The organism is Paenibacillus sp. P13VS, assembly GCF_015143645.1.
Taxonomy (GTDB): domain Bacteria; phylum Bacillota; class Bacilli; order Paenibacillales; family Paenibacillaceae; genus Paenibacillus; species Paenibacillus xylanilyticus_A.
Genome location: NZ_WYEV01000020.1, coordinates 18,824 through 44,208, shown reverse-complemented (window position 1 = coordinate 44,208; position 25,385 = coordinate 18,824). Strand labels below are relative to the sequence as shown.

The following is a 25,385-nucleotide window of genomic DNA, read 5'->3' as shown; positions in this document are numbered from 1 at the left end:
AAATAATTTCGGAGAAAAGGGAGTCCTTCCAGACACCCGGAAACGTTATGCCAACTTTATTTTACGAAAGGCATTCCCAGTTGCGTGAGCAACTCACGGGACTCTTCGTCTGTTTTCGCCGTTGTTACAATAACAATGTCCATACCGCGGACTTTGTCTACTTTATCATACTCGATCTCTGGGAAGATCAATTGTTCTTTCAGACCCAGTGTGTAGTTACCACGTCCGTCGAACGCTTTGCTCGATACACCGCGGAAGTCGCGGACACGAGGCAATGTAACGTTGAACAATTTATCGAGGAAGTAGTACATACGCTCGCCGCGCAATGTAACTTTCACACCGATAGGCATGTTCTCACGCAGTTTGAAACCTGCGATAGATTTCTTAGCACGAGTGATTACAGGTTTTTGACCCGCGATCAGTTGCAAATCGTTTACTGCGGAATCCAACACTTTAGAGTTTTGGACAGCGTCGCCCACACCCATGTTGATAACGATTTTCTCGATTTTAGGCACTTGCATTACCGTTGTATAGTTAAACTTCTGCATCAAACCAGGAGCGATTTCTTGCAGGTAACGTTCTTTCATTCTTGATGCCATGAATCATAGCCCTCCTTTCTCATTCGGTTCAATTAGTCGATAATTTCTCCGGAACGTTTAGCAACGCGCACTTTCTTTCCGTTATCCAACACTTTGTAACCAACACGGGTTACTTTTCCGCTCTTTGGATCGATGTGCATCACGTTGGAAACGTGAATCGGAGCTTCCTTCTCGATAATGCCGCCTTGCGGATTTTGCTGGTTAGGCTTCTGGTGTTTTTTAATCATGTTAACACCTTCCACAAGGACGCGGTTCTCACGAGGATAAGCAGCGATGACACGGCCTTTTTTACCTTTGTCTTTACCGCTGATCACCATAACCGTATCTTCTTTTTTAACGTGAAGTTTGTTGTTATGGGATTCCAGAACTTTTTTCACTCTTGGCATTTCGTACACCTCCTGTTTCTAAACATCACGAGCTTAATCTATTAGATAACCTCTGGGGCCAAGGAAACGATTTTCATGAAGTCTTTCTCGCGAAGTTCACGAGCAACAGGTCCGAAAATACGTGTTCCACGTGGGCTTCTGTCGTCTTTTACAACAACAGCTGCATTTTCATCAAAACCGATGTAGGAACCGTCTTTACGACGTACAGAACGTTTCGTACGAACGACAACCGCTCTAACTACATCACCTTTTTTGACAACGCCGCCTGGTGTTGCTTGTTTTACAGAACAAACGATCAGATCACCGATTTGTGCTGTACGACGTCCCGTACCGCCGAGTACGCGGATACACATCAGTTCCTTCGCACCGGAGTTGTCGGCTACAGCCAAACGTGTAAATGGTTGAATCATTTAGTATTCCTCCTTCCAGCTATGCTGATAATGCATTAGATGATAACCGCTTTTTCTACGATTTCAGTAAGTCTCCAGCGTTTATCTTTCGAAAGCGGACGAGTCTCCATGATTTTCACCGTGTCACCGATTTTCGCAGTGTTTTCTTCGTCATGCGCTTTGAACTTTTTAGTAACCTTGATGCGTTTATGGTACAATTTATGGTTTTTGTAAGTTTCTACAGCAACAACAATCGTTTTATCCATTTTATCGCTAACAACTTTACCAGTTTGCACTTTACGTGCGTTACGTTCTTCGCTCATTGTTGGCCTCCTTCCTGATTACGGACGGAATGTATATCCGACCTCTAATTAACCGATACCCAGTTCTCTTTCACGGATGATGGTTTTAGCACGAGCTATTTCTTTCCGCACATCACGGATTCGAGTCGGGTTATCCAGCTGACCGGTAGCGAGTTGAAAGCGGAGGTTAAAGAGTTCTTCTTTAAATCCGGCAATCTTTTGCTCGATTTCAGCAGAGGTTAGGTTGCGAAATTCACTAGCTTTCATTTGCTTCACCACCCAATTCTTCACGTTTCACAAACTTCGTTTTGATTGGCAGTTTGTGAGCGGCAAGACGCATCGCTTCGCGTGCGATCTCCTCCGGTACACCAGCAAGTTCAAACATGATCTTACCTGGTTTCACAACTGCAACCCATTTTTCTACGTTACCTTTACCGCTACCCATCCGAACCTCGAGAGGCTTTTGAGTGATTGGTTTGTCAGGGAAAATTTTGATCCAGACTTTACCACCACGTTTGATGTAACGAGTCATCGCAATACGAGCCGCTTCGATTTGACGGTTCGTAATCCAAGCCGGTTCCGTAGCTTGCAGACCGTATTCGCCAAAGTTCAGCGTAGTTCCGCCTTTTGCTTGGCCTTTCATATGTCCACGTTGTTGCTTACGGTGTTTTACACGTTTTGGTACCAACATGATTAGTTGCCTCCTTCCTTAGCAGCTTGTTTCTTAGCCGTAGGAAGAACCTCTCCACGATAGATCCATACTTTTACGCCGATACGGCCGTAAGTTGTATGAGCCTCTGCTGTACCGTAGTCGATGTCGGCACGAAGCGTGTGCAGTGGAACAGTTCCTTCGCTGTAGCCTTCCGAACGTGCGATCTCAGCTCCGCCAAGACGTCCGCCCACTTGAGTTTTAATACCTTTAGCACCAGAGCGCATAGTTCTTTGAATAGCTTGTTTCAGAGCACGACGGAAAGAAACGCGACGTTCCAGTTGTTGTGCAATGCTTTCTGCTACCAGGATTGCGTCCAGGTCTTGGTTCTTAATTTCAGAGATGTTGATGTGTACTTTTTTACCGCCAGCAATTTTCGTAATTTGGTTACGAAGATTCTCAACTTCAGATCCACCTTTACCGATTACCATACCTGGTTTCGCTGTGTGAATCGTTACGTTCACGCGGTTAGCCGCTCTCTCGATTTCAACACGAGACATAGCGGAGTCTTTCAATTTATTTTTCAGGAATTCACGAATTTTCACGTCTTCCATCAAAAGATCACCGAAGTCTTTGCCTGCATACCATTTAGATTCCCAGTCACGGATTACTCCGACACGGAGTCCGACCGGATTTACCTTTTGGCCCACACGTTTTCCCTCCTTCTACTTTTCAGATACCACCAAAGTGATGTGGCTAGTACGTTTGTTAATACGACTTGCACGTCCCATTGCACGAGGGCGGAAACGTTTCATTGTCGGTCCTTGGTTCACGTAAGCTTGCGAAATGACCAAGTTATTAACATCCATAGAATAGTTATGTTCCGCATTCGCAATAGCGGAGTTAAGCAACTTCTCAACGATTGGAGAAGCGGATTTCGGAGTGTGACGGAGAATGGCAACCGCCTCACCAACTTGCTTGCCGCGAATCAAGTCAACAACGAGTTGAACTTTACGAGGAGCAATCCGGATAAACTTAGCATGTGCTTTTGCTTCCATTGTGTAACCTCCTCTCAAACATTAAAGATGTTCATTTATCTTCTTGTTTTCTTGTCATCATCAGTATGGCCTTTGTACGTACGGGTTGGAGCGAACTCACCCAATTTGTGTCCGACCATGTCCTCAGTCACGTATACTGGCACGTGTTTACGTCCGTCATATACGCCGAATGTGTGTCCGATGAATTGTGGGAAAATTGTAGAGCGACGGGACCAGGTTTTGATAACGTTCTTTTTACCGGAAGCGTCCATCTCTTCTACCTTTTTCAGCATGTAGCCATCAATGAATGGCCCTTTTTTCAAACTGCGACCCATGTGGAGATCCTCCCTTCAAACGTAGCGTTTATGCATCCGCAGATGCCTCACGAAGTTATGCACAGTGTGTATTACTTCGTGCGGCGGCGAATGATGTATTTATCAGAAGCTTTATTTTTCTTACGCGTTTTGTAACCAAGAGTAGGTTTACCCCATGGTGACATTGGCGATTTACGTCCGATTGGAGCACGACCTTCACCACCACCGTGTGGGTGATCGTTAGGGTTCATTACTACACCACGAACTTCAGGACGTTGTCCCAACCAACGGCTACGACCGGCTTTACCGATTTTGATGAGCTCGTGGTCTTGGTTACCAACAGAACCGATTGTTGCACGGCAAACTTTCAGAATACGACGAACTTCTCCGGAAGAGAGACGAACGGAAACGTATTTTTCTTCTTTACCAAGCAATTGAGCTTCTGTACCAGCAGCACGAACCAACTGTCCGCCTTTACCTGGTTTCAACTCGATGTTGTGGATAACGGTACCTACTGGAATGTTTTCGAGTGGCAGTGCGTTACCGATTTTGATGTCGGATTCAGGACCGGAGAAGATTTGATCTCCAACTTTCAATCCTTTAGGAGCGATGATGTAACGTTTCTCACCATCAGCATAGTGGATCAGGGCGATGTTCGATGTACGGTTCGGGTCATACTCGATCGTAGCAACGCGGCCCGGTATTCCATCTTTAGTACGTTTGAAGTCAATGATACGGTATTTACGTTTGTGTCCACCACCGTGGTGACGAACTGTAATTTTACCTTGGTTGTTGCGGCCAGCCTTTTTGCTCAGTGGGGCCAACAACGATTTCTCCGGCTGATCTGTGGTGATTTCCTCAAATGTAGATACGGACATGTTCCGTCTTGCCGGGGATGTCGGTTTATACTTTTTGATTGGCACTGGGTTTCCCTCCTTACTTCAACAATTTCAATTATACAGTTTCAAAGAACTCAAGCGTTTTGCTGTCTTGTGTCAGTGTTACAAACGCTTTTTTCCATTCGCTAGTATATCCGGAATAACGTCCGTACCGTTTAGGCTTAGCTGGAACACGAAGAGTGTTCACGTTTTTCACTTTTACGTTGAAAATAGCTTCCACGGCTTTTTTGATCTCGGTTTTGTTTGCACGGATATCGACTTCAAATACATATTTCAAGTCATTCATCATGTCAGCAGTACGTTCCGTAATAATCGGACGTTTAACAATATCACGAGGATCCTTCATTACGCGAGCACCTCCTCTACCTTCTGAACTGCTTCTTTCGTAATGATCAGTTTGTCGTGCGCAAGCACGTCAAGAACATTAATGCCGTCAGCTGCTACGAATTTCACGCCAGGAATATTCCGTGCGGAAAGAGCCACATTATCATCATAGCTAGGAGCTACGATCAAAGCTTTGCGTCCAACTTTCAAGTTGTTCAAGATGGCTGCAAATTCTTTTGTTTTAGGTGTGCTCAGCGAAAGAGCGTCCAAAACGATAATGTCATTGTCGAGCACTTTGGATGAAAGAGCTGATTTGATCGCCAGACGGCGAACTTTCTTAGGCAGTTTGTACGCATAGCTCCGTGGTGTCGGACCAAATACGATACCGCCGCCTTTCCATTGTGGAGAACGAATCGAACCTTGACGAGCGCGACCTGTACCTTTTTGTTTCCAAGGCTTACGTCCACCGCCACGTACTTCAGAACGTCCTTTTACTTTGTGGGTACCTTGACGAAGGGAAGCGCGTTGCATAAGCACTGCATCGTACAGAACGGAAGTGTTCGGCTCTACTCCGAATACTGCATCGTTCAGTTCAACTTCGCCCACTTGGCTACCATCTACATTGTAAACTGATACTTTTGGCATTTTGTGTTCCTCCTTTCTTCAGTGGTTATTTTTTCACCGTTTCTTTAACTTTTACAAGACTGTTTTTCGGTCCAGGAATGGAACCCTTCACGAGCAACACGTTACGCTCAGCGTCTACTTTAACAACTTCAAGACGTTGGATTGTAACTGTCTCATGACCCATGTGTCCTGGCAAGTGTTTGCCTTTAGGAACGCGGTTAGCTTGGATCGAACCCATCGAACCCGGGCCACGGTGATAACGAGAACCGTGAGACATAGGTCCAGTGCTTTGTCCCCAACGTTTGATTACGCCGGCAAAACCTTTACCTTTAGAAATACCCGTTACGTCAACGAATTCGCCTTCTGCGAAAATGTCAGCTTTCAACTCTTGGCCAACTTCATATTCCGCGATGTTGATGCCGCGAAGTTCACGAACGTAGCGCTTAGGGGCAGTATTCGCTTTTTTAGCGTGTCCTGCTTCTGGCTTGTTGGCATTTTTCTCTTTCTTATCGGAGTAACCGATTTGAACTGCTTCGTAGCCATCGTTCTCAAGATCTTTCTTTTGCAAAACAACACAAGGTCCTGCTTCGATAACCGTTACTGGTACTACGTTACCTTCAGCGGTAAACACTTGAGTCATTCCAAGTTTTTTTCCTAAGATACCTTTCATGTTGACACCTCTTTTCCTTTATACATGGTCTTATTGATTTATATTACAGTTTGATTTCGATATCTACACCGGACGGCAGATCCAAGCGCATCAAGGCATCCACAGTTTGTGGAGTCGGGTTAACGATGTCGATCAAACGCTTATGTGTGCGTTGCTCGAACTGTTCCCGAGAATCCTTGTACTTGTGTACCGCACGTAGAATAGTAATGATTTGTTTTTCAGTTGGAAGCGGAATCGGACCGGATACACCAGCACCCGAACGTTTTGCTGTTTCAACAATTTTCTCCGCGGATTGATCAAGAATTCTGTGGTCGTAAGCTTTCAAACGAATACGAATTTTTTGCTTTGCCATTTTAGTCCCTCCTTCTATCGCCCAATTTATTATCGGACATACTCCGTGAAAATTTTCCGACATCCCTCCCATGGCAAAGGGGCCGGGTGTGTCAGTAACCTCTCACATCATCGCAACGTCTCAGAACAACATTCATTATTATATAGAAAAAATGGGCGTATTGCAAGCATATTTAAGAAAAACATTTAAACTAATCTTTTCATATCGAAATGACGTTGTTTAATGTGTTGTTTAATTGTTATGCAAGCTGCCTTAACCGATCTTTCTATACATTTGAATGCTATTCACATTATGACGCAGGTTCCGAATCTCTTATACATAATAAAAGAGTTCTCTATCCGATGTCGGATAAAGAACTCTTCCGAAGCTTCGTTACAGTACAATGTTACTCGTTCCAGTACACTGTTGCATATGCTTACTCAGCGGAAAGCTGAATTATTTTTGGATGGATGCAACCGCACCGGCACCAACTGTACGTCCACCTTCGCGGATCGCGAAGCGTGTACCTTCTTCGATCGCGATTGGAGCGATCAGTTGTACAGTTACTGTGATGTTGTCGCCTGGCATTACCATTTCAGTACCTTCTGGCAGGTTGATGATACCTGTTACGTCAGTTGTACGGAAATAGAATTGTGGACGGTATCCTGTGAAGAAAGGTTTGTGACGTCCACCCTCTTCTTTAGTCAGAACGTATACTTGAGCTGTAAATTCTGTGTGTGGTTTAACAGAACCTGGTTTAGCAAGTACTTGTCCACGCTCGATGCTTTCACGGTCAACACCACGCAGCAATGCGCCGATGTTGTCACCCGCTTGAGCGGAATCCAGCAATTTACGGAACATTTCAACGCCCGTAACTACGGATTTTTTAGTTTCTTCGTGGATACCCACGATTTCGATCTCTTCACCGACTTTAACAGTACCACGCTCTACACGACCTGTAGCAACTGTACCACGACCAGTGATGGAGAATACGTCCTCAACTGGCATCAAGAAAGGTTTGTCAGTGTCGCGCTCTGGAGTTGGGATGTAAGTATCGATTTCTTTGAACATCTCAACGATTTTTTGAGCCCACTCACCATCAGGGTTTTGCAGAGCTTCACGAGCGGATCCACGAGTGATTGGAGTATCGTCACCTGGGAACTCGTATTCGTTGAGCAAGTCGCGAACTTCCATTTCAACCAGTTCCAACAACTCTTCGTCTTCAACCATGTCGCATTTGTTCAAGAATACAACGATGTAAGGTACGCCTACTTGACGGGAGAGCAAGATGTGCTCACGAGTTTGTGGCATTGGGCCGTCAGCTGCGGATACTACCAAGATAGCTCCGTCCATTTGAGCCGCGCCAGTGATCATGTTTTTAACATAGTCGGCGTGACCAGGGCAGTCAACGTGAGCGTAGTGACGAGCGTCAGTTTCGTACTCAACGTGTGCTGTGGAGATTGTGATACCGCGTTCGCGCTCTTCTGGAGCTTTGTCGATTTGATCGAAAGCGATCGCTGCGCCACCGTAAGTTTTGGACAATACAGTAGTGATTGCAGCAGTCAGAGTTGTTTTACCATGGTCGACGTGACCGATAGTACCAATGTTAACGTGTGGTTTATTACGTTCGTATTTAGCCTTTGCCATTTGAACGTGGCCTCCTTAAAATGTTAAATTTTATGTTTTCACTGGACGTTAGCATCTAGAAGATTATATCCCTAAGCACTAGCGTCCAGTGTGAGAAAACTACTCGGTGCCTTTTGTTTTGGCAACGATCTCTTCAGCGATGCTCTTAGGAACTTCTTCATAGTGAGAAAGCTCCATGGAGAATACGCCGCGTCCTTGAGTACCGGAACGAAGAGTTGTAGAGTATCCGAACATTTCGGACAATGGTACTTTAGCACGAATGATTTGAGCTCCACTACGGGAATCCATACCTTCAATGCGGCCACGACGGGAGTTAAGCATACCCATAACGTCACCCATGTACTCTTCCGGAACGGTTACTTCCACTTTCATGATTGGCTCAAGCAGAACTGGACTACATTTGTCTTTTGCTGCTTTCAGCGCCATCGATCCGGCAATTTTAAATGCCATCTCGTTGGAATCGACATCATGGTAAGATCCGTCTACAATTGTAGCCTTAACGTCTACAAGCGGGAAGCCTGCAATAACGCCGTTTTTCATTTGCTCTTCAATCCCTGACAGTGCTGGTTGAATGTATTCTCTCGGAACCGAACCACCGACAATCTTACTTTCGAACTGACTGCCTGTACCTGGCTCGAGTGGTTCGAACTCAACCCATACGTGACCGTATTGACCACGACCACCGGATTGACGAACGAATTTACCTTCAACACGCGCTGGAGCACGGAATGTTTCACGGTAAGCTACTTGTGGTTTACCCACAGTAGTTTCAACCTTGAACTCACGACGCATACGGTCGATGATGATATCAAGGTGAAGCTCACCCATACCTGCCAAGATTGTTTGGCCTGTTTCTTCGTCAGTGTGAGCGCGAAGAGTTGGATCCTCTTCTGTCAACTTGCCGAGAGCAACACCCATTTTATCTTGGTCAGCTTTGGTTTTAGGTTCAACGGCGATTTCGATAACCGGATCAGGGAAGTTCATCGATTCCAAGATAACCGGGTTTTTCTCATCACATAGTGTATCACCTGTACCAGTATCTTTCAAACCTACGGCAGCTGCAATGTCACCGGAGTAAACTTCAGTGATCTCTTGACGGCTGTTCGCGTGCATTTGAAGGATACGACCGATACGCTCACGTTTGTTTTTAGTGGCATTCAATACGTAAGAACCGGATTGAAGAATACCGGAGTACACGCGGAAGAATGTCAATTTACCAACGTAAGGGTCAGTCATGATTTTGAAGGCCAATGCAGAGAATGGCTCTTCATCGGAAGACTTGCGAACTGCTTCTGTTCCGTCTTCAAGGAGACCCTTGATTGCCGGAACGTCAACTGGAGCTGGCAAGTAGTCGATAACAGCATCCAACATCAGTTGAACACCTTTGTTACGATAAGAGGATCCACAGATTACTGGGAAGATCTTAACTTCTACTACACCTTTACGGAGAGCGGATTTGATCTCTTCAACAGTGATCTCTTCGCCTTCCAGGTATTTCATAGTCAATTCTTCGTCGAGTTCTGCAACCCGCTCAATCAATTCGTTGCGGAGTTCTTCAACTTGATCAGCAAATTCCGCAGGAATTTCGGTTTCTTCGATATTTTGACCAAGGTCATCTTTGTACATATGAGCCTTTTGTTCAACGATATCGATGATACCAGTGAAATCATTTTCAGCGCCGATTGGCAGTTGAATCGCAACAGCGTTCGCTTGAAGGCGATCACGCATGTCAGCGACAACGTTCAAAAAGTCAGCACCGATGATATCCATTTTATTTACGTAAGCGATACGAGGTACGCCGTAACGGTCAGCCTGTCTCCATACAGTTTCAGACTGAGGCTCAACGCCTTCTTTCGCACTGAATACACCAACTGCTCCGTCCAATACACGAAGGGAACGTTCAACTTCAACAGTGAAGTCAACGTGTCCCGGGGTATCAATGATATTAACGCGGTGGCCTTTCCAAGCAGCGGTAGTCGCAGCGGAAGTAATCGTAATTCCGCGCTCCTGTTCCTGTTCCATCCAGTCCATTGTCGCAGCGCCTTCGTGAACTTCACCGATTTTGTGCGTACGGCCTGTGTAGAACAAGATCCGCTCAGTTGTCGTGGTTTTACCCGCATCAATATGAGCCATGATCCCGATATTACGTGTATTTTTCAAGGAGAACTCTCTTGCCATGAAATGGGTCTCCCTTCAAAATTGAAGTTTTTATTGTGAACTGAATCCTACCAACGGTAGTGAGCAAACGCTTTGTTCGCTTCAGCCATTTTGTGCGTATCTTCACGTTTCTTAACGGAAGCGCCTGTGTTGTTGGAAGCGTCGATGATCTCAGCCGCCAAACGCTCTTCCATTGTTTTCTCACCGCGGTTGCGGGAGTAGTTCACGAGCCAACGTAAACCCAAAGCAGTACGTCTCTCTGGTTTTACCTCGATTGGTACTTGGTAGTTGGCACCGCCGACACGGCGAGCTTTAACTTCCAGGACTGGCATAATATTCTTGATTGCTGTCTCAAATACTTCCATCGGGTCATTACCCGTGCGTTCTTGGATCAACTTGAACGCATTATACAGAATGCTTTGAGCAACACCGCGTTTTCCGTCGAGCATGATGCGGTTGATCAAACGAGTAACCAACTTGGAGTTGTATACCGGATCTGGCAACACGTCTCTTTTCGTAACTGGACCTTTGCGTGGCATGGATATCCCCCTTTCTTTCTTGCTAAGCTGATCCTGTACTCTGGACATTAAGCCAAAGGATATTCAGGATCGCTTCTTATAATGTGTTAGGCTTTTTTAGCTTTAGGACGTTTAGCACCGTATTTAGAACGAGCTTGCATACGGTTGTTCACGCCTGCAGTATCGAGTGCTCCACGAACGATGTGGTAACGAACCCCTGCAAGGTCCTTAACTTTACCTCCGCGAATCAATACAACACTGTGCTCTTGCAAGTTATGTCCGATACCCGGGATATAAGCAGTTACCTCGAGACGGTTCGTCAAACGAACACGGGCATATTTACGAAGTGCAGAGTTCGGTTTACGTGGAGTCATTGTACCTACACGAGTGCAGACACCACGTTTTTGTGGGGCACTGATGTTAGTAGATTCACGTTTCAAAGCGTTGAACCCTTTTTGCAATGCTGGTGATTTGGACTTTTCAACTTTAGCTTGACGTCCTTTGCGTACCAGTTGGTTAATAGTTGGCATGTGATTGCCACCCCCTTCCTCAATTGTTCATGTTTCTTTATAAACCTCTTATCGCTAAGTCCACAGACCCAGGCGGTTCATAAAAAGACAAATGAAAAGTTTTTGCCTTGGAGAATCCCTAAAAAGTTCTCGGACAAAAACGTTCCTTACCCTATCATTTTGCGACAGCAGCCATTGCTGCTCCCACTCCAATCCCGCAAGCTTTGCCGAGATTTTTCATTGTGTCCACTTTCGTGTACTTCACATTGTGTTGTTCACACAAGGCAATGATTTTGGAAGTGAGCTGCGGATCACTATCTTCGGCCACATAGACCTCAGCAGCCATTCCTGACTGAACCATCCGCATGGTCTGTTTTGTACCTATTTTGACATGAGCATCTTGCAGGCCTTTTTCATTAGACATTGTTCATTCCTCCGAATAGGACATATACAATCAGCTGCTCACGCACCTTTGATATATTAGCATCTAGCGCAAGCAATGTCAATGCTAATCGTAAAACATTTATTCAAAGTTTTCGTACATCAGGAAATGTCCATCTGTATTAAACAGACGTCCATCCCCTGACATACAAAACTTTATATTCACCCTAAACAGGGGGAATCTATTTAATCAACGGAAACAGGCTCAAGTTCTTCAACTGAAGATTGACCATCTTCCGGCTCAGCAAACTTGATGCTGCGGTAACGGTTCATACCTGTACCTGCAGGGATCAATTTACCGATGATTACATTCTCCTTCAGACCGAGCAACTGATCGACTTTACCTTTGATCGCTGCATCTGTCAGTACACGTGTAGTCTCTTGGAACGATGCCGCAGAGAGGAAGGAGTCTGTTTCGAGAGACGCTTTTGTGATACCGAGCAAGATTGGTTTCGCAACCGCTGGCTCTTTATCACTAAGAATCGCTGTTTTGTTAGCTCTTTCGTACTCATGCGTATCTACGAACGATCCTGGCAGCAGCGTTGTATCTCCTGCATCGACGATGCGGATTTTACGCAGCATTTGACGGATCATAACTTCAACGTGTTTATCATTAATTTCTACGCCCTGGTTACGGTATACGCGTTGTACTTCCTGCAGAATGTAGTTCTGTACACCACGTACGCCTTTGATGCGCAGCATTTCTTTTGGATCGATGGAACCATCAGTCAGCTCGTCGCCTGCTTCGATCTCCATACCTTCGCTTACGCGAACACGGGAACCGTAGGTAACGGAGTAAACTTTGGATTCCGCTTCACCTTGAATTTCGATTTCGCGACGGTCTTTTGCTTCGCGAATCTCTTTGACAATACCGTCAATCTCACTGATCGTTGCTTGACCCTTAGGATTACGAGCCTCAAACAACTCCTGGATACGCGGCAAACCTTGCGTGATATCGTCTCCGGCTACACCACCGGTGTGGAACGTACGCATTGTCAGCTGTGTTCCTGGCTCACCAATGGATTGCGCAGCGATAATACCAACTGCTTCACCGATCTCCACGTGTTTACCAGTCGCCAGGTTGCGACCGTAACATTTTTTGCAGACACCATGACGAGCACGGCAGCTGAGTACGGAGCGGATTTGCAATTTGGTAACACCTGCTTTGATGATTGCCTCTGCTTTGTCGGAGTCAATCAATTCATTGCGGTGTGCAATAATTTCTTTTGTTTCTGGATGACGAACAGTTTCGAAGCAGTATCTTCCTTCGATACGGTCATAGAGATCTTCAATAACCTCTTTACCATCCTGGATACGGCTAACCGTAAATCCTTTATCTGTACCACAATCATCTTCACGCACGATCACATCTTGTGCCACGTCTACGAGACGACGAGTCAGGTAACCTGAGTCGGCTGTACGCAAGGCCGTATCGGCCAAACCTTTACGCGCACCGTGTGTCGAGATGAAGTACTCGAGTACCGTCAGACCTTCACGGAAGTTCGATTTGATTGGGAGTTCGATGATACGACCGGACGGGTTGGCCATCAGACCACGCATACCGCCCAATTGGGTGATTTGCGATTTGTTACCCCGTGCTTTGGAGTCAACCATCATCATGATAGAGTTATAACGATCCATCGACTTCATCAGAATCTCGGTAATATCATCTTTCGATTTAGACCAGATATCAATGATGCGGTCATAGCGCTCTTCGTTCGTAATCAGACCACGACGGTACTGGTTCGTAACGATTTGTGCTTTTTCTTCGGACTGCTTAAGGATATCCGTTTTCTCATCTGGAACGATAACGTCCGACACCGCAACCGTAATACCGGCACGAGTGGAGTATGTGAATCCAAGTTGTTTGATTTTATCCAGAATAACGGCTGTTTCCGTTGTATGGTAAATTTCAAAACAACGAGCGATAATTGTACCCAGATATTCCTTACCAACACCACCTGCTTGAGGTGCATTCATGATTGCTTCTCTCAGGTCAGTCCCCTTCTCATACACAAAGAAATGCTCTGCAGTACCTTGATAAAGGTTTGCACGAGTTGCATCGTTAATGTAAGGGAAACTTGCTGGGAAAATTTCATTGAAGATGATTTTACCGACAGTTGTCAGTAACATTGCATCTTGTTGTTTTTCAGTAAAGCTAGTTTTACCCAGGGCTTTAACCGGAATCGCCACGCGTGCATGCAAGCCGGCAGTACCGCGTTGATACGCAGATACAGCCTCGTTCACTGTACGCAGGATCATGCCAGTTCCCTTTTCTTCCTTGTTGTCCATAGTCAGGTAGTAAGAGCCTAGGACCATATCCTGGGAAGGAGTAACAACTGGTTTACCGTCTTTCGGGTTCAAAATGTTACCAGATGCAAGCATCAGGATACGTGCTTCCGCTTGTGCCTCAGCAGACAACGGAACGTGCACGGCCATTTGGTCACCGTCAAAGTCGGCATTGTATGCCGTACATACGAGTGGGTGAAGACGAATGGCTTTACCTTCAACCAGAATTGGTTCGAATGCTTGAATACCGAGACGGTGAAGCGTAGGGGCACGGTTGAGCAGAACCGGGTGCTCCTTAATTACTTCTTCAAGAACATCCCATACTTCAGGACTTACACGCTCAACTTTACGTTTCGCGCTCTTGATATTGTGGGCAAGCCCTTTATTCACAAGTTCTTTCATTACGAAAGGCTTGAACAGTTCAAGTGCCATATCTTTTGGCAGACCACACTGATACATCTTCAGGTAAGGTCCGACAACGATAACGGAACGACCAGAATAGTCAACACGTTTACCGAGCAAGTTTTGACGGAAACGTCCTTGTTTACCTTTCAGCATGTGGCTGAGGGATTTCAATGGACGGTTACCAGGACCCGTTACCGGGCGTCCGCGACGGCCATTGTCGATCAATGCGTCAACAGCTTCCTGCAGCATCCGTTTTTCGTTCTGCACGATAATGTCTGGTGCGCCCAGATCAAGCAAGCGTTTCAGACGGTTGTTCCGGTTAATTACACGGCGGTACAGATCATTCAGGTCAGACGTTGCAAAACGCCCACCATCCAATTGTACCATCGGACGAAGTTCCGGCGGGATAACAGGAAGTACATCCATGATCATCCACTCAGGTTTGTTACCTGAGTTGCGGAAAGCTTCAATAACTTCCAGACGTTTGATTGCACGGTTGCGACGTTGTCCTTGTGCAGTGCGGAGCTCTTCCTTCAGGAATTCAAGCTCTTTGTCTACATCAAGGTCTTGAAGCAGTTTTTTAACCGCTTCTGCACCCATGCCAGCTTGGAATCCATATCCGTATTTTTCACGGTAGCTGCGGTATTCTTTCTCGGACAACAGCTGTTTTTTCTCCAGTGGAGTTTCTCCTGGATCAGTTACTACATAAGATGCAAAATAGATAATCTCCTCGAGAGATCTTGGAGACATATCCAAAGCGAGACCCATGCGGCTCGGAATACCTTTGAAGTACCAGATGTGCGATACCGGAGCAGCGAGCTCAATATGGCCCATCCGTTCACGACGTACTTTGGCACGTGTTACTTCAACACCACAGCGGTCACAGACAACGCCTTTATAACGAACGCGTTTGTATTTACCACAGTGACATTCCCAGTCTTTCGTAGGGCCAAAAATCTTTTCGCAGAACAGCCCTTCTTTTTCCGGTTTCAACGTACGATAGTTGATCGTTTCCGGTTTTTTCACTTCTCCGCGGGACCAAGAACGAATTTTTTCTGGGGAAGCAAGCCCGATCTTCATGTATTCGAAATTGTTGACGTCCAACAAGGAGCAACCCTCCTTAACCAATTCCTGTATTCTAGGTTACGCCTTCTCCGGCCGAAGCCGGAGCAAGACGCGAGCCTGATGAAAAACGCCGGTCATCATGCGCCCGAAGCGGTTACTCCACTCCGACCTCTGAACCCTCAAGGTTGAGGCTGAGCTTATCGCTCGCAGCGTCATCTTCATCGTCCATTTCTTTCATTTCAATCTCTTGTTCATCTTCACTCAAAATCTTAACGTCCATACCCAAGCTTTGCAGCTCTTTGATCAATACTTTGAACGATTCAGGAACACCCGGCTCCGGAACATTCTCACCTTTGACAATGGACTCATATGTTTTCACCCGACCAACAACATCATCGGACTTAACAGTCAAGATTTCTTGCAGAGTATAGGCAGCGCCGTATGCTTCAAGCGCCCAAACCTCCATCTCCCCGAAACGCTGTCCACCGAATTGGGCTTTACCACCCAGCGGCTGTTGCGTAACGAGTGAGTAAGGACCTGTGGAACGGGCATGGATTTTATCATCAACCATGTGCGCCAGCTTGATCATGTGCATGACGCCGACAGTTACTTCACGTTCAAACTCTTCACCCGTACGGCCATCGTACAGAACGGTTTTACCATTACGCTGCATACCTGCTTCTTCCATCGTATCGAAGACGTCATACTCTTTCGCTCCGTCGAATACAGGGGTAGCTACGTGGATACCGAGCTGCATAGCAGCCATACCCAAGTGAACTTCGAGCACTTGACCGATGTTCATCCGGGAAGGTACGCCCAGCGGGTTAAGAACGATTTGAACCGGTGTTCCGTCCGGCAGGAATGGCATATCTTCTTCCGGCAGAATACGAGCCACGACCCCTTTGTTACCGTGACGTCCGGCCATTTTATCACCCTCGGAGATTTTCCGTTTTTGAGCGATATAGACACGAACGAGCTGGTTAACACCTGGAGGCAGTTCATCACCGTTTTCACGGGTAAATACTTTCACGTCTACGACGATCCCGTCCGTACCGTGAGGCACACGCAAGGACGTATCACGAACTTCACGTGCTTTCTCACCGAAGATTGCATGCAGGAGACGTTCCTCTGCAGTCAGTTCAGTTACACCTTTAGGCGTTACTTTACCAACCAGGATATCGCCAGCAGCGATTTCGGCACCAATCCGGATAATACCACGCTCATCGAGGTTACGCAGCGCTTCTTCCCCTACGTTAGGGATGTCACGTGTGATTTCTTCAGGTCCGAGCTTGGTATCACGCGCTTCTGACTCATACTCCTCGATGTGGATGGATGTGTAAACATCTTCCTTCACGAGTTTTTCACTAAGCAGAATCGCATCCTCGTAGTTGTAACCTTCCCAAGTCATGAAGGCAACAACGACGTTGCGTCCCAAAGCCAATTCGCCCATTTCCGTCGAAGGACCGTCAGCGAGGATGTCGCCAGCTTTGACAACAGCACCACGTTTGACAATCGGACGTTGGTTAATGCATGTTCCTTGGTTCGAACGCATAAATTTGTGTAATTTATATTTAACGATATCGCCTTTAACTTCTTGGCCATCTACCTCTTCCACACGACGGAGCCAGATTTCATTCGCAGAAGAACGTTCAATAATCCCGTCATATTTGGAGACAATACATACACCGGAATCTTTTGCAGCTTTGTGTTCCATACCTGTTCCTACGAGCGGAGCTTTAGGAATCAAGAGAGGAACCGCCTGCCGCTGCATGTTGGATCCCATCAGTGCGCGGTTGGAGTCATCGTTTTCAAGGAACGGAATAAGCGCTGTAGCGACAGATACAACTTGTTTAGGAGATACGTCCATGTAGTCAACGCGCTCGCTCGGCATCGTAAGGATGTTATCCGATTGTTTGTTGTAACGTACAATGATCGCTTCTTCTGCAAAAGTTCCATCTTCATTCAGTTTCGCGTTCGCTTGTGCGACAACGTAGTTGTCCTCTTCGTCTGCTGTCAGATAATCGATTTGCTCGGTTACGACACCAGTCTTCGGATCTACCCAGCGATATGGAGCTTCAATGAAACCATATTCGTTCACACGGGCAAATGTAGACAAGGAGTTGATCAAACCAATGTTTGGTCCCTCTGGAGTCTCGATTGGACACATCCGGCCATAGTGGGATGGATGGACGTCACGGACTTCCATGCCTGCACGCTCACGTGTCAAACCGCCCGGTCCGAGTGCGGACAGACGACGTTTATGCGTCAATTCACCCAGAGGGTTCGTTTGATCCATAAACTGTGACAATTGGGAGCTACCGAAGAACTCTTTAATGGATGCAATTACAGGACGTATGTTAATCAATGCCTGTGGCGTGATCACGTTAGCATCCTGAATGGACATTCTCTCACGAACAACACGTTCCATACGGGACAAACCGATACGGAATTGATTCTGCAAGAGTTCACCAACCGAACGCAGACGACGGTTACCCAGGTGATCGATATCATCTGTGCTTCCGATGCCGTGCAGAAGGTTAATGAAGTAACTGATTGAAGAAATGATATCTGCCGGTGTTACGTTCTTCACTGATTTATCAATGTTAGCATTGGCAATCAACTTAACGACTTTACCATCTTCAATCGGCGAGAACACGTCAATCGTTTGCATTGGAATATCATTCGCATCCAGAACCCCGTTAGCTACGTGATACGTACGGAAGCCAACACTCTTCTCCAGATAAGGCATGATTTCATCGAGCAAACGACGGTCTACCATTTGACCTGCTTCGGCGATAATTTCGCCAGTTTCAGTATCAACGAGAGACTCAGCCAAACGTTGATTGAACAAACGGTTTTTGATGTGAAGCTTTTTGTTGATTTTGTAACGACCTACGTTAGCTAGGTCATAGCGTTTTGGATCAAAGAAACGAGCTACGAGCAAGCTTTTCGCGTTATCCAGCGTTGGCGGCTCGCCCGGACGAAGGCGCTCATAAATTTCAATCAGCGCTTTCTCCGTGGAATCCGTATTGTCTTTGTCCAGCGTGTTGCGAATATATTCGTCATTACCGAGCAGATCCAGAATCTCAGCGTCTGTGCCAAAACCAAGAGCACGCAGGAGAACCGTAACTGGAATTTTACGTGTACGGTCGATCCGGACGTATACAACATCCTTCGCGTCCATCTCCAATTCGAGCCAAGCGCCGCGGTTAGGAATAACTGTAGCGGTATACGTTTTTTTGGCGTTCTTATCTACTTTGGTACTGAAGTAAACGCTAGGAGAGCGAACCAACTGGCTGACAATAACCCGTTCCGCACCATTAATAATAAATGTGCCGGTTTCGGTCATCAGCGGGAAATCTCCCATGAATACTTCCTGCTCTTTGACTTCGCCGGTTTCCTTATTAATGAGCCGGACTTTGACCCGAAGCGGTGCTGCATAAGTAACGTCACGCTCTTTCGCGTCGTCTACTGTATACTTCGGTTCACCGAGACTGTAATCGATAAATTCCAAAATCAAGTTGCCTGTAAAATCCTGGATCGGCGAGATATCCTGGAACATTTCGCGCAACCCTTCCTCCAAAAACCAATCGTAAGATTTTTGTTGGATCTCAATCAGGTTCGGAACTTCGAGTATCTCGTTAATTCGTGCATAACTGCGCCGAGTGCGTCGACCATATTGAACAAGATGTCCTGCCAACTTAAACTCACCCCTCAATGTCTACTCACTTTAAAAATTTCGTTGCGAACCTCTGTTTGTAACCTTATAATGGTACACATACAGAGCAAAGCAATGCATCCACAAATAAAGAAAAGCCCTTACTCGAATGTCGTTCGAAAAAAGAGCAACTTTGATCGGCGGATGTCTTCCAAAATCATACTTATCCCCAGTTTGCCCAAAATGTACATATTATACGCCAAACGTAGGCATAATAAGCCCGTTCGGCGTAAAAAAAGATTGACATTTTTAGTTAGCTAAAGCCAAGTAGGGCATCTTAATACTGACATTTTACAATAATACCACGACCTGAATTTCAAGTCAATAGTCCTATTGCAAAAAAAATGCTCCCCTGCTTACTTTACAAATCGGAAACTACCCTTCGGACGAGTCCTCCGTTTTCACCGCTTTGAAAATCCGGTAGCCTTTGTCTTTCGTCACTTCTTCCACTCTTCCAAACAAGGATTCCAGCTTCGCTTTTGCCGAAGGAGCCCCTTGCTTTTTCTGAATGACAATCCACAACGAACCACCTACCTTCAGATGCTGATGCGCCTGCTCAAAAATGGTATGAACGGTTTCCTTCCCTGCTCGGATCGGCGGGTTGGTTAGAACTGCGTCAAAGTCCCTCTGGTTCACTTCAGAAAGTAGATTACTTTGTAATACCGTTACATTCGTGATTCCATTTGCTTTTGCATTTTCTCTGGAAAGCTCAACCGCTCTCTCGTTGATATCGATCATGGTGACATGTCCTTCGGGTACAAGCTTGGCTGCCGTAAGACCAATTGGTCCATACCCGCAACCCACATCCAGAACATGAGCCCCAGCAGTTAATTCTACTGCATCAATCAGTACTCTGCTGCCGTAATCGATTCCGCTCTTGGAAAATACACCTGCATCGGTAACGAATCGCAATTTCCATCCACGAAGCTCCGCTTCCGTTGCCCGTCTGTCATGTGCGACCTGCGGTTTGTCCGAATAATAATGATTGGACATGTCCTCACTCACTTTCCATATACAATTACAGCAACAAACCCCTTGATATAAGTCAAGGGGTTTGTTGTTTTGTTCATTTAGCTTGTAAAAGCCAAATTATTTAACTTCGATTGTAGCGCCTGCTTCTTCCAATTTAGCTTTGATGGATTCAGCTTCTTCTTTGCTAACTTTTTCTTTCAATGCTTTTGGAGCATTGTCAACTACTTCTTTAGCTTCTTTCAGGCCAAGACCTGTGATTTCACGAACTGCTTTGATAACGTTGATTTTGGAAGCGCCAGCGCTTGCCAAGATTACGTCGAACTCGGATTGCTCAGCTTCTGCTGCAGCAGCTCCGCCACCTGCAACAGCTACTGGAGCTGCAGCAGTTACGCCGAATTCTTCTTCGATTGCTTTAACAAGATCGTTCAGTTCCAGTACAGTCATGCCTTTGATTGCTTCCAAGATTTGCTCTTTACTCATGATTGAACCTCCATATATAATTTTATTTTTTTGTCATTCAATGCTGCCTAAACAGCGATCAGATCAAGTAGCTTACGCGCCTTGTTCTTCTTTTTCCGCAACTGCTTTAACCGCAAGCGCGAAGTTGCGCACTGGCGCTTGAAGCACGCTGAGGAGCATGGAGAGGAGACCTTCGCGGGATGGCAGTTCTGCCAAAGCCTTAACTTCTTCTACTCCGATTACACGACCTTCAACAACTGCACCTTTCAATTCCAGTGCGTCGTTCTTTTTAGCGAAGTCGTTCAGAATTTTGGCTGGAGCCACAGCATCTTCGGCGCTGAATGCAATTGCAGTAGGACCTGTAAGAACGCTATCGAGTTCTGTCAGTTCTGCTGCAGCAGTCGCACGGCGAAGCAATGTGTTTTTCAGCACTTGGAATTCGATTCCGGCTTCACGAAGCTGCTTACGCAGCTCAGTTACTTGGGCAACGTTCAGACCGCGATAGTCAACAACAACTGTCGTAGCGCTCTCGCGCAATTTCGCTGTTACTGCATCAACGGACTCTTGTTTTGCTTGAATCACTTTTGCGTTTGCCAAACTGTACACCTCCTGATCAAATTTATCCCATTAAGAAAAGCCTCCGTAGAATCACGAAGGCTTGATATATACTCATCATCGATTTACATCGTTCTAAGTTCTATAATCATACCTCGGTAGGAAATTAAGCCTGATGGCACCTACTGTCTACGGCAAGCATATTCAAATGTCAACGGTCAGTCACTCGGACTCACAACTTTTATATCATATCAAAACAGAACAAGTCTGTCAACAGATATTATCTAAAAGAAGCTGCGTTCACGCGTGCGCCAGGGCCCATCGTGGAAGAAAGAGAAACATTCTTCAGATAAACACCTTTTGCTGCCGCCGGTTTAGCACGGTTCAGAGCGTCCATGAGAGCTTTCAAGTTCTCGTTCAGTTGCTCTGCAGAGAAAGATGCTTTACCGATCGGTGCATGAATTTGACCTGCACGATCCAGACGATATTCGATTTTACCGGCTTTGATTTCTTGAACAGCCTTAGTTACATCGAAAGTTACCGTTCCGGCTTTAGGGTTAGGCATCAGACCTTTACCGCCGAGCAGTCGGCCCAATTTACCTACTTCACTCATCATATCTGGTGTCGCTACGCAGACGTCGAATTCGAACCAGCCTTGTTGGATTTTGTTGATCATGTCTGCATCACCAACATAGTCCGCGCCAGCCGCTTCCGCTTCTTTCGCTTTGTCACCTTTTGCAAATACCAATACGCGTTGTGTTTTACCTGTGCCGTGTGGCAAGACAACTACACCACGTACAGCCTGGTCTTGCTTACGTGGGTCAACGCCCAAGCGTACTGCTGCTTCGATTGTTTCATCGAATTTTGCAGTGGCTGCCTTTTTCACAAGCTCTACAGCTTCTGAAGGCTCGTAAGTTGCTTCGCTGTCGATCAGCTTAGCAGCTTCCAGGTATTTTTTACCGTGTTTAGCCATGTTATATTCCTCCTTTGTGGTTTTAGCGGATATACCTCCCACATCAACCGGCCGCGAATCGGCCGGCTTTACGAAGCCATGTTTCAGATGAAAAATTAGTCTTCGATGGTGATACCCATGCTACGGGCAGTACCTTCGACCATACGCATTGCGGACTCAACGTTCGCTGCATTCAGGTCAGGCATTTTTTGTTCTGCGATTTGACGTACCGCATCACGTTTAACAGTAGCAACTTTTTTCTTGTTCGGTTCGCCGGATCCTTTTTCCACTTTAGCTGCCACTTTCAACAGAACTGCTGCTGGTGGAGTTTTAGTGATGAAAGTAAAGGAACGGTCCTCGAACACTGTGATTTCCACAGGAATAATCAATCCCGCTTGATCGGCTGTACGAGCGTTGAACTCTTTACAGAATGCCATGATGTTGACACCTGCTTGACCCAAAGCTGGACCTACCGGAGGCGCTGGATTCGCTTTACCTGCTGGAATTTGCAGTTTTACCATTTTGATTACCTTTTTTGCCATGATTGACACCTCCTTGCAAAATAGTGGTTAACGAACCTTTCGGTCCTCCCACAAGAAACTTGAAGAGACTATATCTTCTCCACTTGTGTATATTCCAACTCAAGCGGCGTTTCCCGTCCAAACATGTTCACATGCACTTTCAACTTGCTTTTGTCTACCAAAATTTCTTCCACGGAGCCCACAAAATTCGCAAAAGGACCAACTTTAATTCGTACGGATTCCTTAATGTCGAATTCAATTTTCGGCTTCGGCTCAACCATACCCATGTGCTTCAGAATTTGTTCCACTTCTTCAGGCAACAGAGCAGTTGGTTTGGACCCGGAACCTGTCGAACCGACAAATCCCGTAACACCCGGTGTATTGCGAACAACATACCAAGAGTCATCCGTTTGGATCATTTCCACCAAGACATAGCCGGGGTAAACTTTACGCATAACGGTTTTTTTCTTACCGTCCTTGTTTACCACTTCTTCTTCCATAGGAACAAGAACGCGGAATATCTTGTCTTCCATGCCCATGGACTCTACGCGTTTTTCCAAATTGGCTTTGACCTTATTCTCATACCCTGAGTAGGTATGAACGACGTACCATCTTTTTTCCATATCAAGCCACCTGGGACCCTTCTTAAATAATCGCTTCGATCACAGCGGAGATGCCGATATCAACGACCCAAAAAAACAGCGTCATAACCACAACAGTACCAAGAACGATCAATGTGTAGTTGGTCAGCTCTTTACGATTAGGCCAGCGAACTTTTTTAAGTTCAGCCCAGCTTTCTGAGAAAAAGGAAATCAGAGATTTGAAACTACGTTTCACGCCGACTACACCTCCCAAAAACTATCTGGTTTCGCGATGAGAAGTCTGCTCGTTACAAAACTTGCAAAATTTCTTCATCTCCATGCGGTCGGGGTGATTACGCTTGTTTTTTGTCGTAGTGTAATTTCTTTGTTTGCAGTTTGTACAAGCCAAAGTAATAATTACCCGCATGATGTACACCTCCCGAAGACTTCCACTTTAAAGCAGAGTCTCTAAATTGATCCTAAAAAAAGCCGCGAATTTAGGCCTACCTAAAACACTTTATCATAAGGGTATAACCATGTCAATGAAAGAATAGCCTTTCATCACTGGTAAAAGTTCCGTTCAAAAAATGTGTAGTTCGGGCGTCTCTGATTTTTCTCTTCTCCTGCTTGGACCAAGCGATTACTAGTATTATCAATCTTTTGACTTATAAACTTAGAGCAGCAAAAAAAGACTCAAACACCGAGCCTTTTCCGTCAATAGCAACATTGTTCAATTATCTCGAACTTCCAGGTACTTTTCAAGTTTGCGCTTCACGCGCTGCAGTGCATTATCAATGGACTTCACATGTCGGTCCAAATCTACTGCAATCTCTTGATAAGATCTCCCGTCCAGATACAACATCAACACTTTTCGTTCCAAGTCACTTAGAATCTCCGACATCTTATCTTCCAGACCTACAAACTCTTCCTGGTTAATGATAAGCTCTTCCGGATCACTGACCTGGGTTCCACAAATCACATCGAGTAACGTACGATCGGATTCTTCATCATAGATTGGCTTGTCCAACGATACATAGGAATTAAGCGGAATATGTTTCTGACGTGTTGCCGTCTTGATTGCCGTAATAATCTGTCTGGTGATACACAGCTCGGCAAAAGCTTTGAACGAAGCCAGCTTGTCTCCCTTGAAATCCCGAATGGATTTGTAGAGACCAATCATTCCTTCCTGAATGATATCTTCCCGGTCTGCCCCAATCAGAAAATAAGATCTTGCCTTGGCGCGTACAAAGTTGCGATATTTGTTAATCAAAAACTCCAGCGCTTCGCTCTCACCTTCACGGACCGCTTCGACAATGTCTTCGTCACTTTGGTAATCATACTTTGATAACATGATATCTTTGAGGTCGACACTCACAGACAATCCCTCCGGCTGCAACGCAAGGTACACCGTTACTCTACTCTATGAAATATACGAACAGTATATATGATGGCACCTTACACCGTCAACCACGCTATCCCTAAAAAAGAACATGAATAACATAATTGTCAAGACTTTCAAAAATTGAAATATTTGTAAAACAGTTCCCCTATTCACGCCGCCAGCGCTCAAATTGCTTCAACACATCCGGGCTAAGCTTGGCTCCCAGTGTATTACGTGTGGACTTGGCCTGATCCTCCTCCAGACGTTTCTGCAATTCTTTCTCATTCTGCTCCACTTCGATCAGCAGCTCTCTGGCAGATACACGTAATGCTCCCTGTCCAAAAATGACATGCTGTTCTACCATATCGCTTGTGGCTACATAGATTTGGCGTCTCCGCGAGCTTAGTTCCCGTACGAGTCTCTCAATGCATTCGTCAGCCGTCTCTTTTTCCTTGGTAAAATAGATCTGCACCTTGCTCTGTGTGTATGTTTTACCAAGTCCGGGTACGAGATAGGCATCAAAAACAACGATGACCTTGCGACCGGAGAACGCCTGATAGTCGGCAAGACGGAAGAGAAGACGATTCCGCGCCTCCTCGAGCCCACTCTCTGCCAGTCTGGACAGTTCCGGCCAGTCACCAATCATGTTATACCCGTCTACCAGAAGCACATCCCGGGAATCAGCCATACC

General features: G+C 45.9%; 31 protein-coding genes and 1 other annotated feature. All 31 genes read right to left on the bottom strand.

Annotation, left to right across the window (positions count from 1 at the left end; translation table 11 throughout):
- Positions 1–56: 56 nt before the first annotated feature.
- The 31 genes from rplE to GUA98_RS27900 all read right to left on the bottom strand — a co-directional run bounded on the left by rplE (position 57) and on the right by GUA98_RS27900 (position 25,382).
- Complete coding sequence (gene rplE / locus GUA98_RS28050) at positions 57–599, bottom strand: 50S ribosomal protein L5 (protein ID WP_095293414.1); 543 nt, start codon at positions 597–599, stop codon at positions 57–59.
- 32 nt (positions 600–631) lie between these two features.
- Positions 632–985, bottom strand: a complete 354-nt coding sequence (rplX, locus tag GUA98_RS28045; RefSeq protein ID WP_024633578.1) for a 50S ribosomal protein L24 — start codon at positions 983–985, stop codon at positions 632–634.
- Between the two features lie 41 nt (positions 986–1,026).
- A complete protein-coding gene (rplN, locus tag GUA98_RS28040) occupies positions 1,027–1,395 on the bottom strand; it encodes a 50S ribosomal protein L14 (protein ID WP_090905289.1) in 369 nt (122 codons plus the stop codon).
- Between the two features lie 35 nt (positions 1,396–1,430).
- Positions 1,431–1,697: a 30S ribosomal protein S17 gene (gene rpsQ / locus GUA98_RS28035; RefSeq protein ID WP_095293415.1), complete on the bottom strand. Its 267-nt coding sequence runs from the start codon at positions 1,695–1,697 to the stop codon at positions 1,431–1,433.
- 48 nt (positions 1,698–1,745) lie between these two features.
- Positions 1,746–1,943 (bottom strand): 50S ribosomal protein L29, encoded by a 198-nt coding sequence (gene rpmC, locus GUA98_RS28030; protein WP_017692083.1) that lies wholly within the window; start codon positions 1,941–1,943, stop codon positions 1,746–1,748.
- Positions 1,933–2,367 carry a 50S ribosomal protein L16 gene (gene rplP / locus GUA98_RS28025; RefSeq protein WP_017692082.1) on the bottom strand — a complete coding sequence of 145 codons (435 nt, stop codon included), beginning with the start codon at positions 2,365–2,367 and terminating at the stop codon, positions 1,933–1,935. Before rplP ends, rpmC begins: the two co-directional genes overlap by 11 nt.
- A gap of 2 nt (positions 2,368–2,369) precedes the next feature.
- Positions 2,370–3,035 carry a 30S ribosomal protein S3 gene (gene rpsC / locus GUA98_RS28020; protein WP_090924673.1) on the bottom strand — a complete coding sequence of 222 codons (666 nt, stop codon included), beginning with the start codon at positions 3,033–3,035 and terminating at the stop codon, positions 2,370–2,372.
- Positions 3,036–3,050: 15 nt separating this feature from the next.
- On the bottom strand, positions 3,051–3,383 hold the full coding sequence (rplV, locus tag GUA98_RS28015) for a 50S ribosomal protein L22 (RefSeq protein WP_095293416.1): 333 nt from the start codon (positions 3,381–3,383) through the stop codon (positions 3,051–3,053).
- Between the two features lie 35 nt (positions 3,384–3,418).
- A complete protein-coding gene (gene rpsS, locus GUA98_RS28010) occupies positions 3,419–3,697 on the bottom strand; it encodes a 30S ribosomal protein S19 (RefSeq protein WP_095293417.1) in 279 nt (92 codons plus the stop codon).
- A gap of 71 nt (positions 3,698–3,768) precedes the next feature.
- Positions 3,769–4,599, bottom strand: coding sequence for a 50S ribosomal protein L2 (rplB, locus tag GUA98_RS28005; RefSeq protein ID WP_095293418.1), 831 nt, complete (start codon positions 4,597–4,599; stop codon positions 3,769–3,771).
- 31 nt (positions 4,600–4,630) lie between these two features.
- Complete coding sequence (gene rplW / locus GUA98_RS28000; protein WP_024633586.1) at positions 4,631–4,921, bottom strand: 50S ribosomal protein L23; 291 nt, start codon at positions 4,919–4,921, stop codon at positions 4,631–4,633.
- A complete protein-coding gene (gene rplD, locus GUA98_RS27995; protein WP_095293419.1) occupies positions 4,921–5,544 on the bottom strand; it encodes a 50S ribosomal protein L4 in 624 nt (207 codons plus the stop codon). Before rplD ends, rplW begins: the two co-directional genes overlap by 1 nt.
- A 25-nt stretch (positions 5,545–5,569) precedes the next feature.
- Positions 5,570–6,193, bottom strand: coding sequence for a 50S ribosomal protein L3 (gene rplC, locus GUA98_RS27990; protein ID WP_095362280.1), 624 nt, complete (start codon positions 6,191–6,193; stop codon positions 5,570–5,572).
- A 43-nt stretch (positions 6,194–6,236) separates the two neighbouring features.
- Positions 6,237–6,545 carry a 30S ribosomal protein S10 gene (gene rpsJ / locus GUA98_RS27985; protein WP_017692074.1) on the bottom strand — a complete coding sequence of 103 codons (309 nt, stop codon included), beginning with the start codon at positions 6,543–6,545 and terminating at the stop codon, positions 6,237–6,239.
- Positions 6,546–6,980: 435 nt separating this feature from the next.
- Positions 6,981–8,171, bottom strand: coding sequence for an elongation factor Tu (gene tuf / locus GUA98_RS27980; protein WP_193725095.1), 1,191 nt, complete (start codon positions 8,169–8,171; stop codon positions 6,981–6,983).
- Between the two features lie 99 nt (positions 8,172–8,270).
- On the bottom strand, positions 8,271–10,349 hold the full coding sequence (gene fusA, locus GUA98_RS27975; protein WP_193725094.1) for an elongation factor G: 2,079 nt from the start codon (positions 10,347–10,349) through the stop codon (positions 8,271–8,273).
- A gap of 47 nt (positions 10,350–10,396) precedes the next feature.
- Positions 10,397–10,867 (bottom strand): 30S ribosomal protein S7, encoded by a 471-nt coding sequence (gene rpsG / locus GUA98_RS27970; protein ID WP_056697679.1) that lies wholly within the window; start codon positions 10,865–10,867, stop codon positions 10,397–10,399.
- Between the two features lie 86 nt (positions 10,868–10,953).
- Positions 10,954–11,376, bottom strand: coding sequence for a 30S ribosomal protein S12 (rpsL, locus tag GUA98_RS27965; RefSeq protein ID WP_017692070.1), 423 nt, complete (start codon positions 11,374–11,376; stop codon positions 10,954–10,956).
- 154 nt (positions 11,377–11,530) lie between these two features.
- Positions 11,531–11,779 (bottom strand): ribosomal L7Ae/L30e/S12e/Gadd45 family protein, encoded by a 249-nt coding sequence (locus GUA98_RS27960; protein ID WP_076292165.1) that lies wholly within the window; start codon positions 11,777–11,779, stop codon positions 11,531–11,533.
- A gap of 203 nt (positions 11,780–11,982) precedes the next feature.
- Positions 11,983–15,597, bottom strand: a complete 3,615-nt coding sequence (gene rpoC, locus GUA98_RS27955; RefSeq protein ID WP_193725093.1) for a DNA-directed RNA polymerase subunit beta' — start codon at positions 15,595–15,597, stop codon at positions 11,983–11,985.
- A 112-nt stretch (positions 15,598–15,709) separates the two neighbouring features.
- Positions 15,710–19,255, bottom strand: coding sequence for a DNA-directed RNA polymerase subunit beta (gene rpoB / locus GUA98_RS27950; protein ID WP_095293424.1), 3,546 nt, complete (start codon positions 19,253–19,255; stop codon positions 15,710–15,712).
- A gap of 393 nt (positions 19,256–19,648) precedes the next feature.
- Positions 19,649–20,266 carry a class I SAM-dependent methyltransferase gene (locus tag GUA98_RS27945; RefSeq protein ID WP_127540935.1) on the bottom strand — a complete coding sequence of 206 codons (618 nt, stop codon included), beginning with the start codon at positions 20,264–20,266 and terminating at the stop codon, positions 19,649–19,651.
- A gap of 96 nt (positions 20,267–20,362) precedes the next feature.
- Positions 20,363–20,725: a 50S ribosomal protein L7/L12 gene (gene rplL / locus GUA98_RS27940; RefSeq protein ID WP_095293426.1), complete on the bottom strand. Its 363-nt coding sequence runs from the start codon at positions 20,723–20,725 to the stop codon at positions 20,363–20,365.
- Positions 20,726–20,797: 72 nt separating this feature from the next.
- On the bottom strand, positions 20,798–21,301 hold the full coding sequence (gene rplJ / locus GUA98_RS27935) for a 50S ribosomal protein L10 (protein WP_095293427.1): 504 nt from the start codon (positions 21,299–21,301) through the stop codon (positions 20,798–20,800).
- Positions 21,302–21,324: 23 nt separating this feature from the next.
- Positions 21,325–21,472 (bottom strand) — a sequence feature (ribosomal protein L10 leader region).
- Between the two features lie 67 nt (positions 21,473–21,539).
- The gene (rplA, locus tag GUA98_RS27930) at positions 21,540–22,232 is read right to left on the bottom strand and encodes a 50S ribosomal protein L1 (RefSeq protein ID WP_127540933.1); all 693 of its coding nucleotides are present in this window, start codon (positions 22,230–22,232) and stop codon (positions 21,540–21,542) included.
- Between the two features lie 95 nt (positions 22,233–22,327).
- Positions 22,328–22,753, bottom strand: coding sequence for a 50S ribosomal protein L11 (rplK, locus tag GUA98_RS27925; RefSeq protein ID WP_053779217.1), 426 nt, complete (start codon positions 22,751–22,753; stop codon positions 22,328–22,330).
- A gap of 68 nt (positions 22,754–22,821) precedes the next feature.
- A complete protein-coding gene (gene nusG, locus GUA98_RS27920) occupies positions 22,822–23,355 on the bottom strand; it encodes a transcription termination/antitermination protein NusG (protein WP_056697652.1) in 534 nt (177 codons plus the stop codon).
- 22 nt (positions 23,356–23,377) lie between these two features.
- Positions 23,378–23,569, bottom strand: coding sequence for a preprotein translocase subunit SecE (secE, locus tag GUA98_RS27915; RefSeq protein ID WP_024633600.1), 192 nt, complete (start codon positions 23,567–23,569; stop codon positions 23,378–23,380).
- A 21-nt stretch (positions 23,570–23,590) separates the two neighbouring features.
- Positions 23,591–23,740, bottom strand: coding sequence for a 50S ribosomal protein L33 (gene rpmG, locus GUA98_RS27910; RefSeq protein ID WP_072735843.1), 150 nt, complete (start codon positions 23,738–23,740; stop codon positions 23,591–23,593).
- Positions 23,741–24,043: 303 nt separating this feature from the next.
- On the bottom strand, positions 24,044–24,688 hold the full coding sequence (sigH, locus tag GUA98_RS27905; protein WP_024633601.1) for an RNA polymerase sporulation sigma factor SigH: 645 nt from the start codon (positions 24,686–24,688) through the stop codon (positions 24,044–24,046).
- Positions 24,689–24,860: 172 nt separating this feature from the next.
- Positions 24,861–25,382, bottom strand: a complete 522-nt coding sequence (locus GUA98_RS27900) for an NYN domain-containing protein (protein WP_095293429.1) — start codon at positions 25,380–25,382, stop codon at positions 24,861–24,863.
- Between the last annotated feature and the right edge of the window lie 3 nt (positions 25,383–25,385).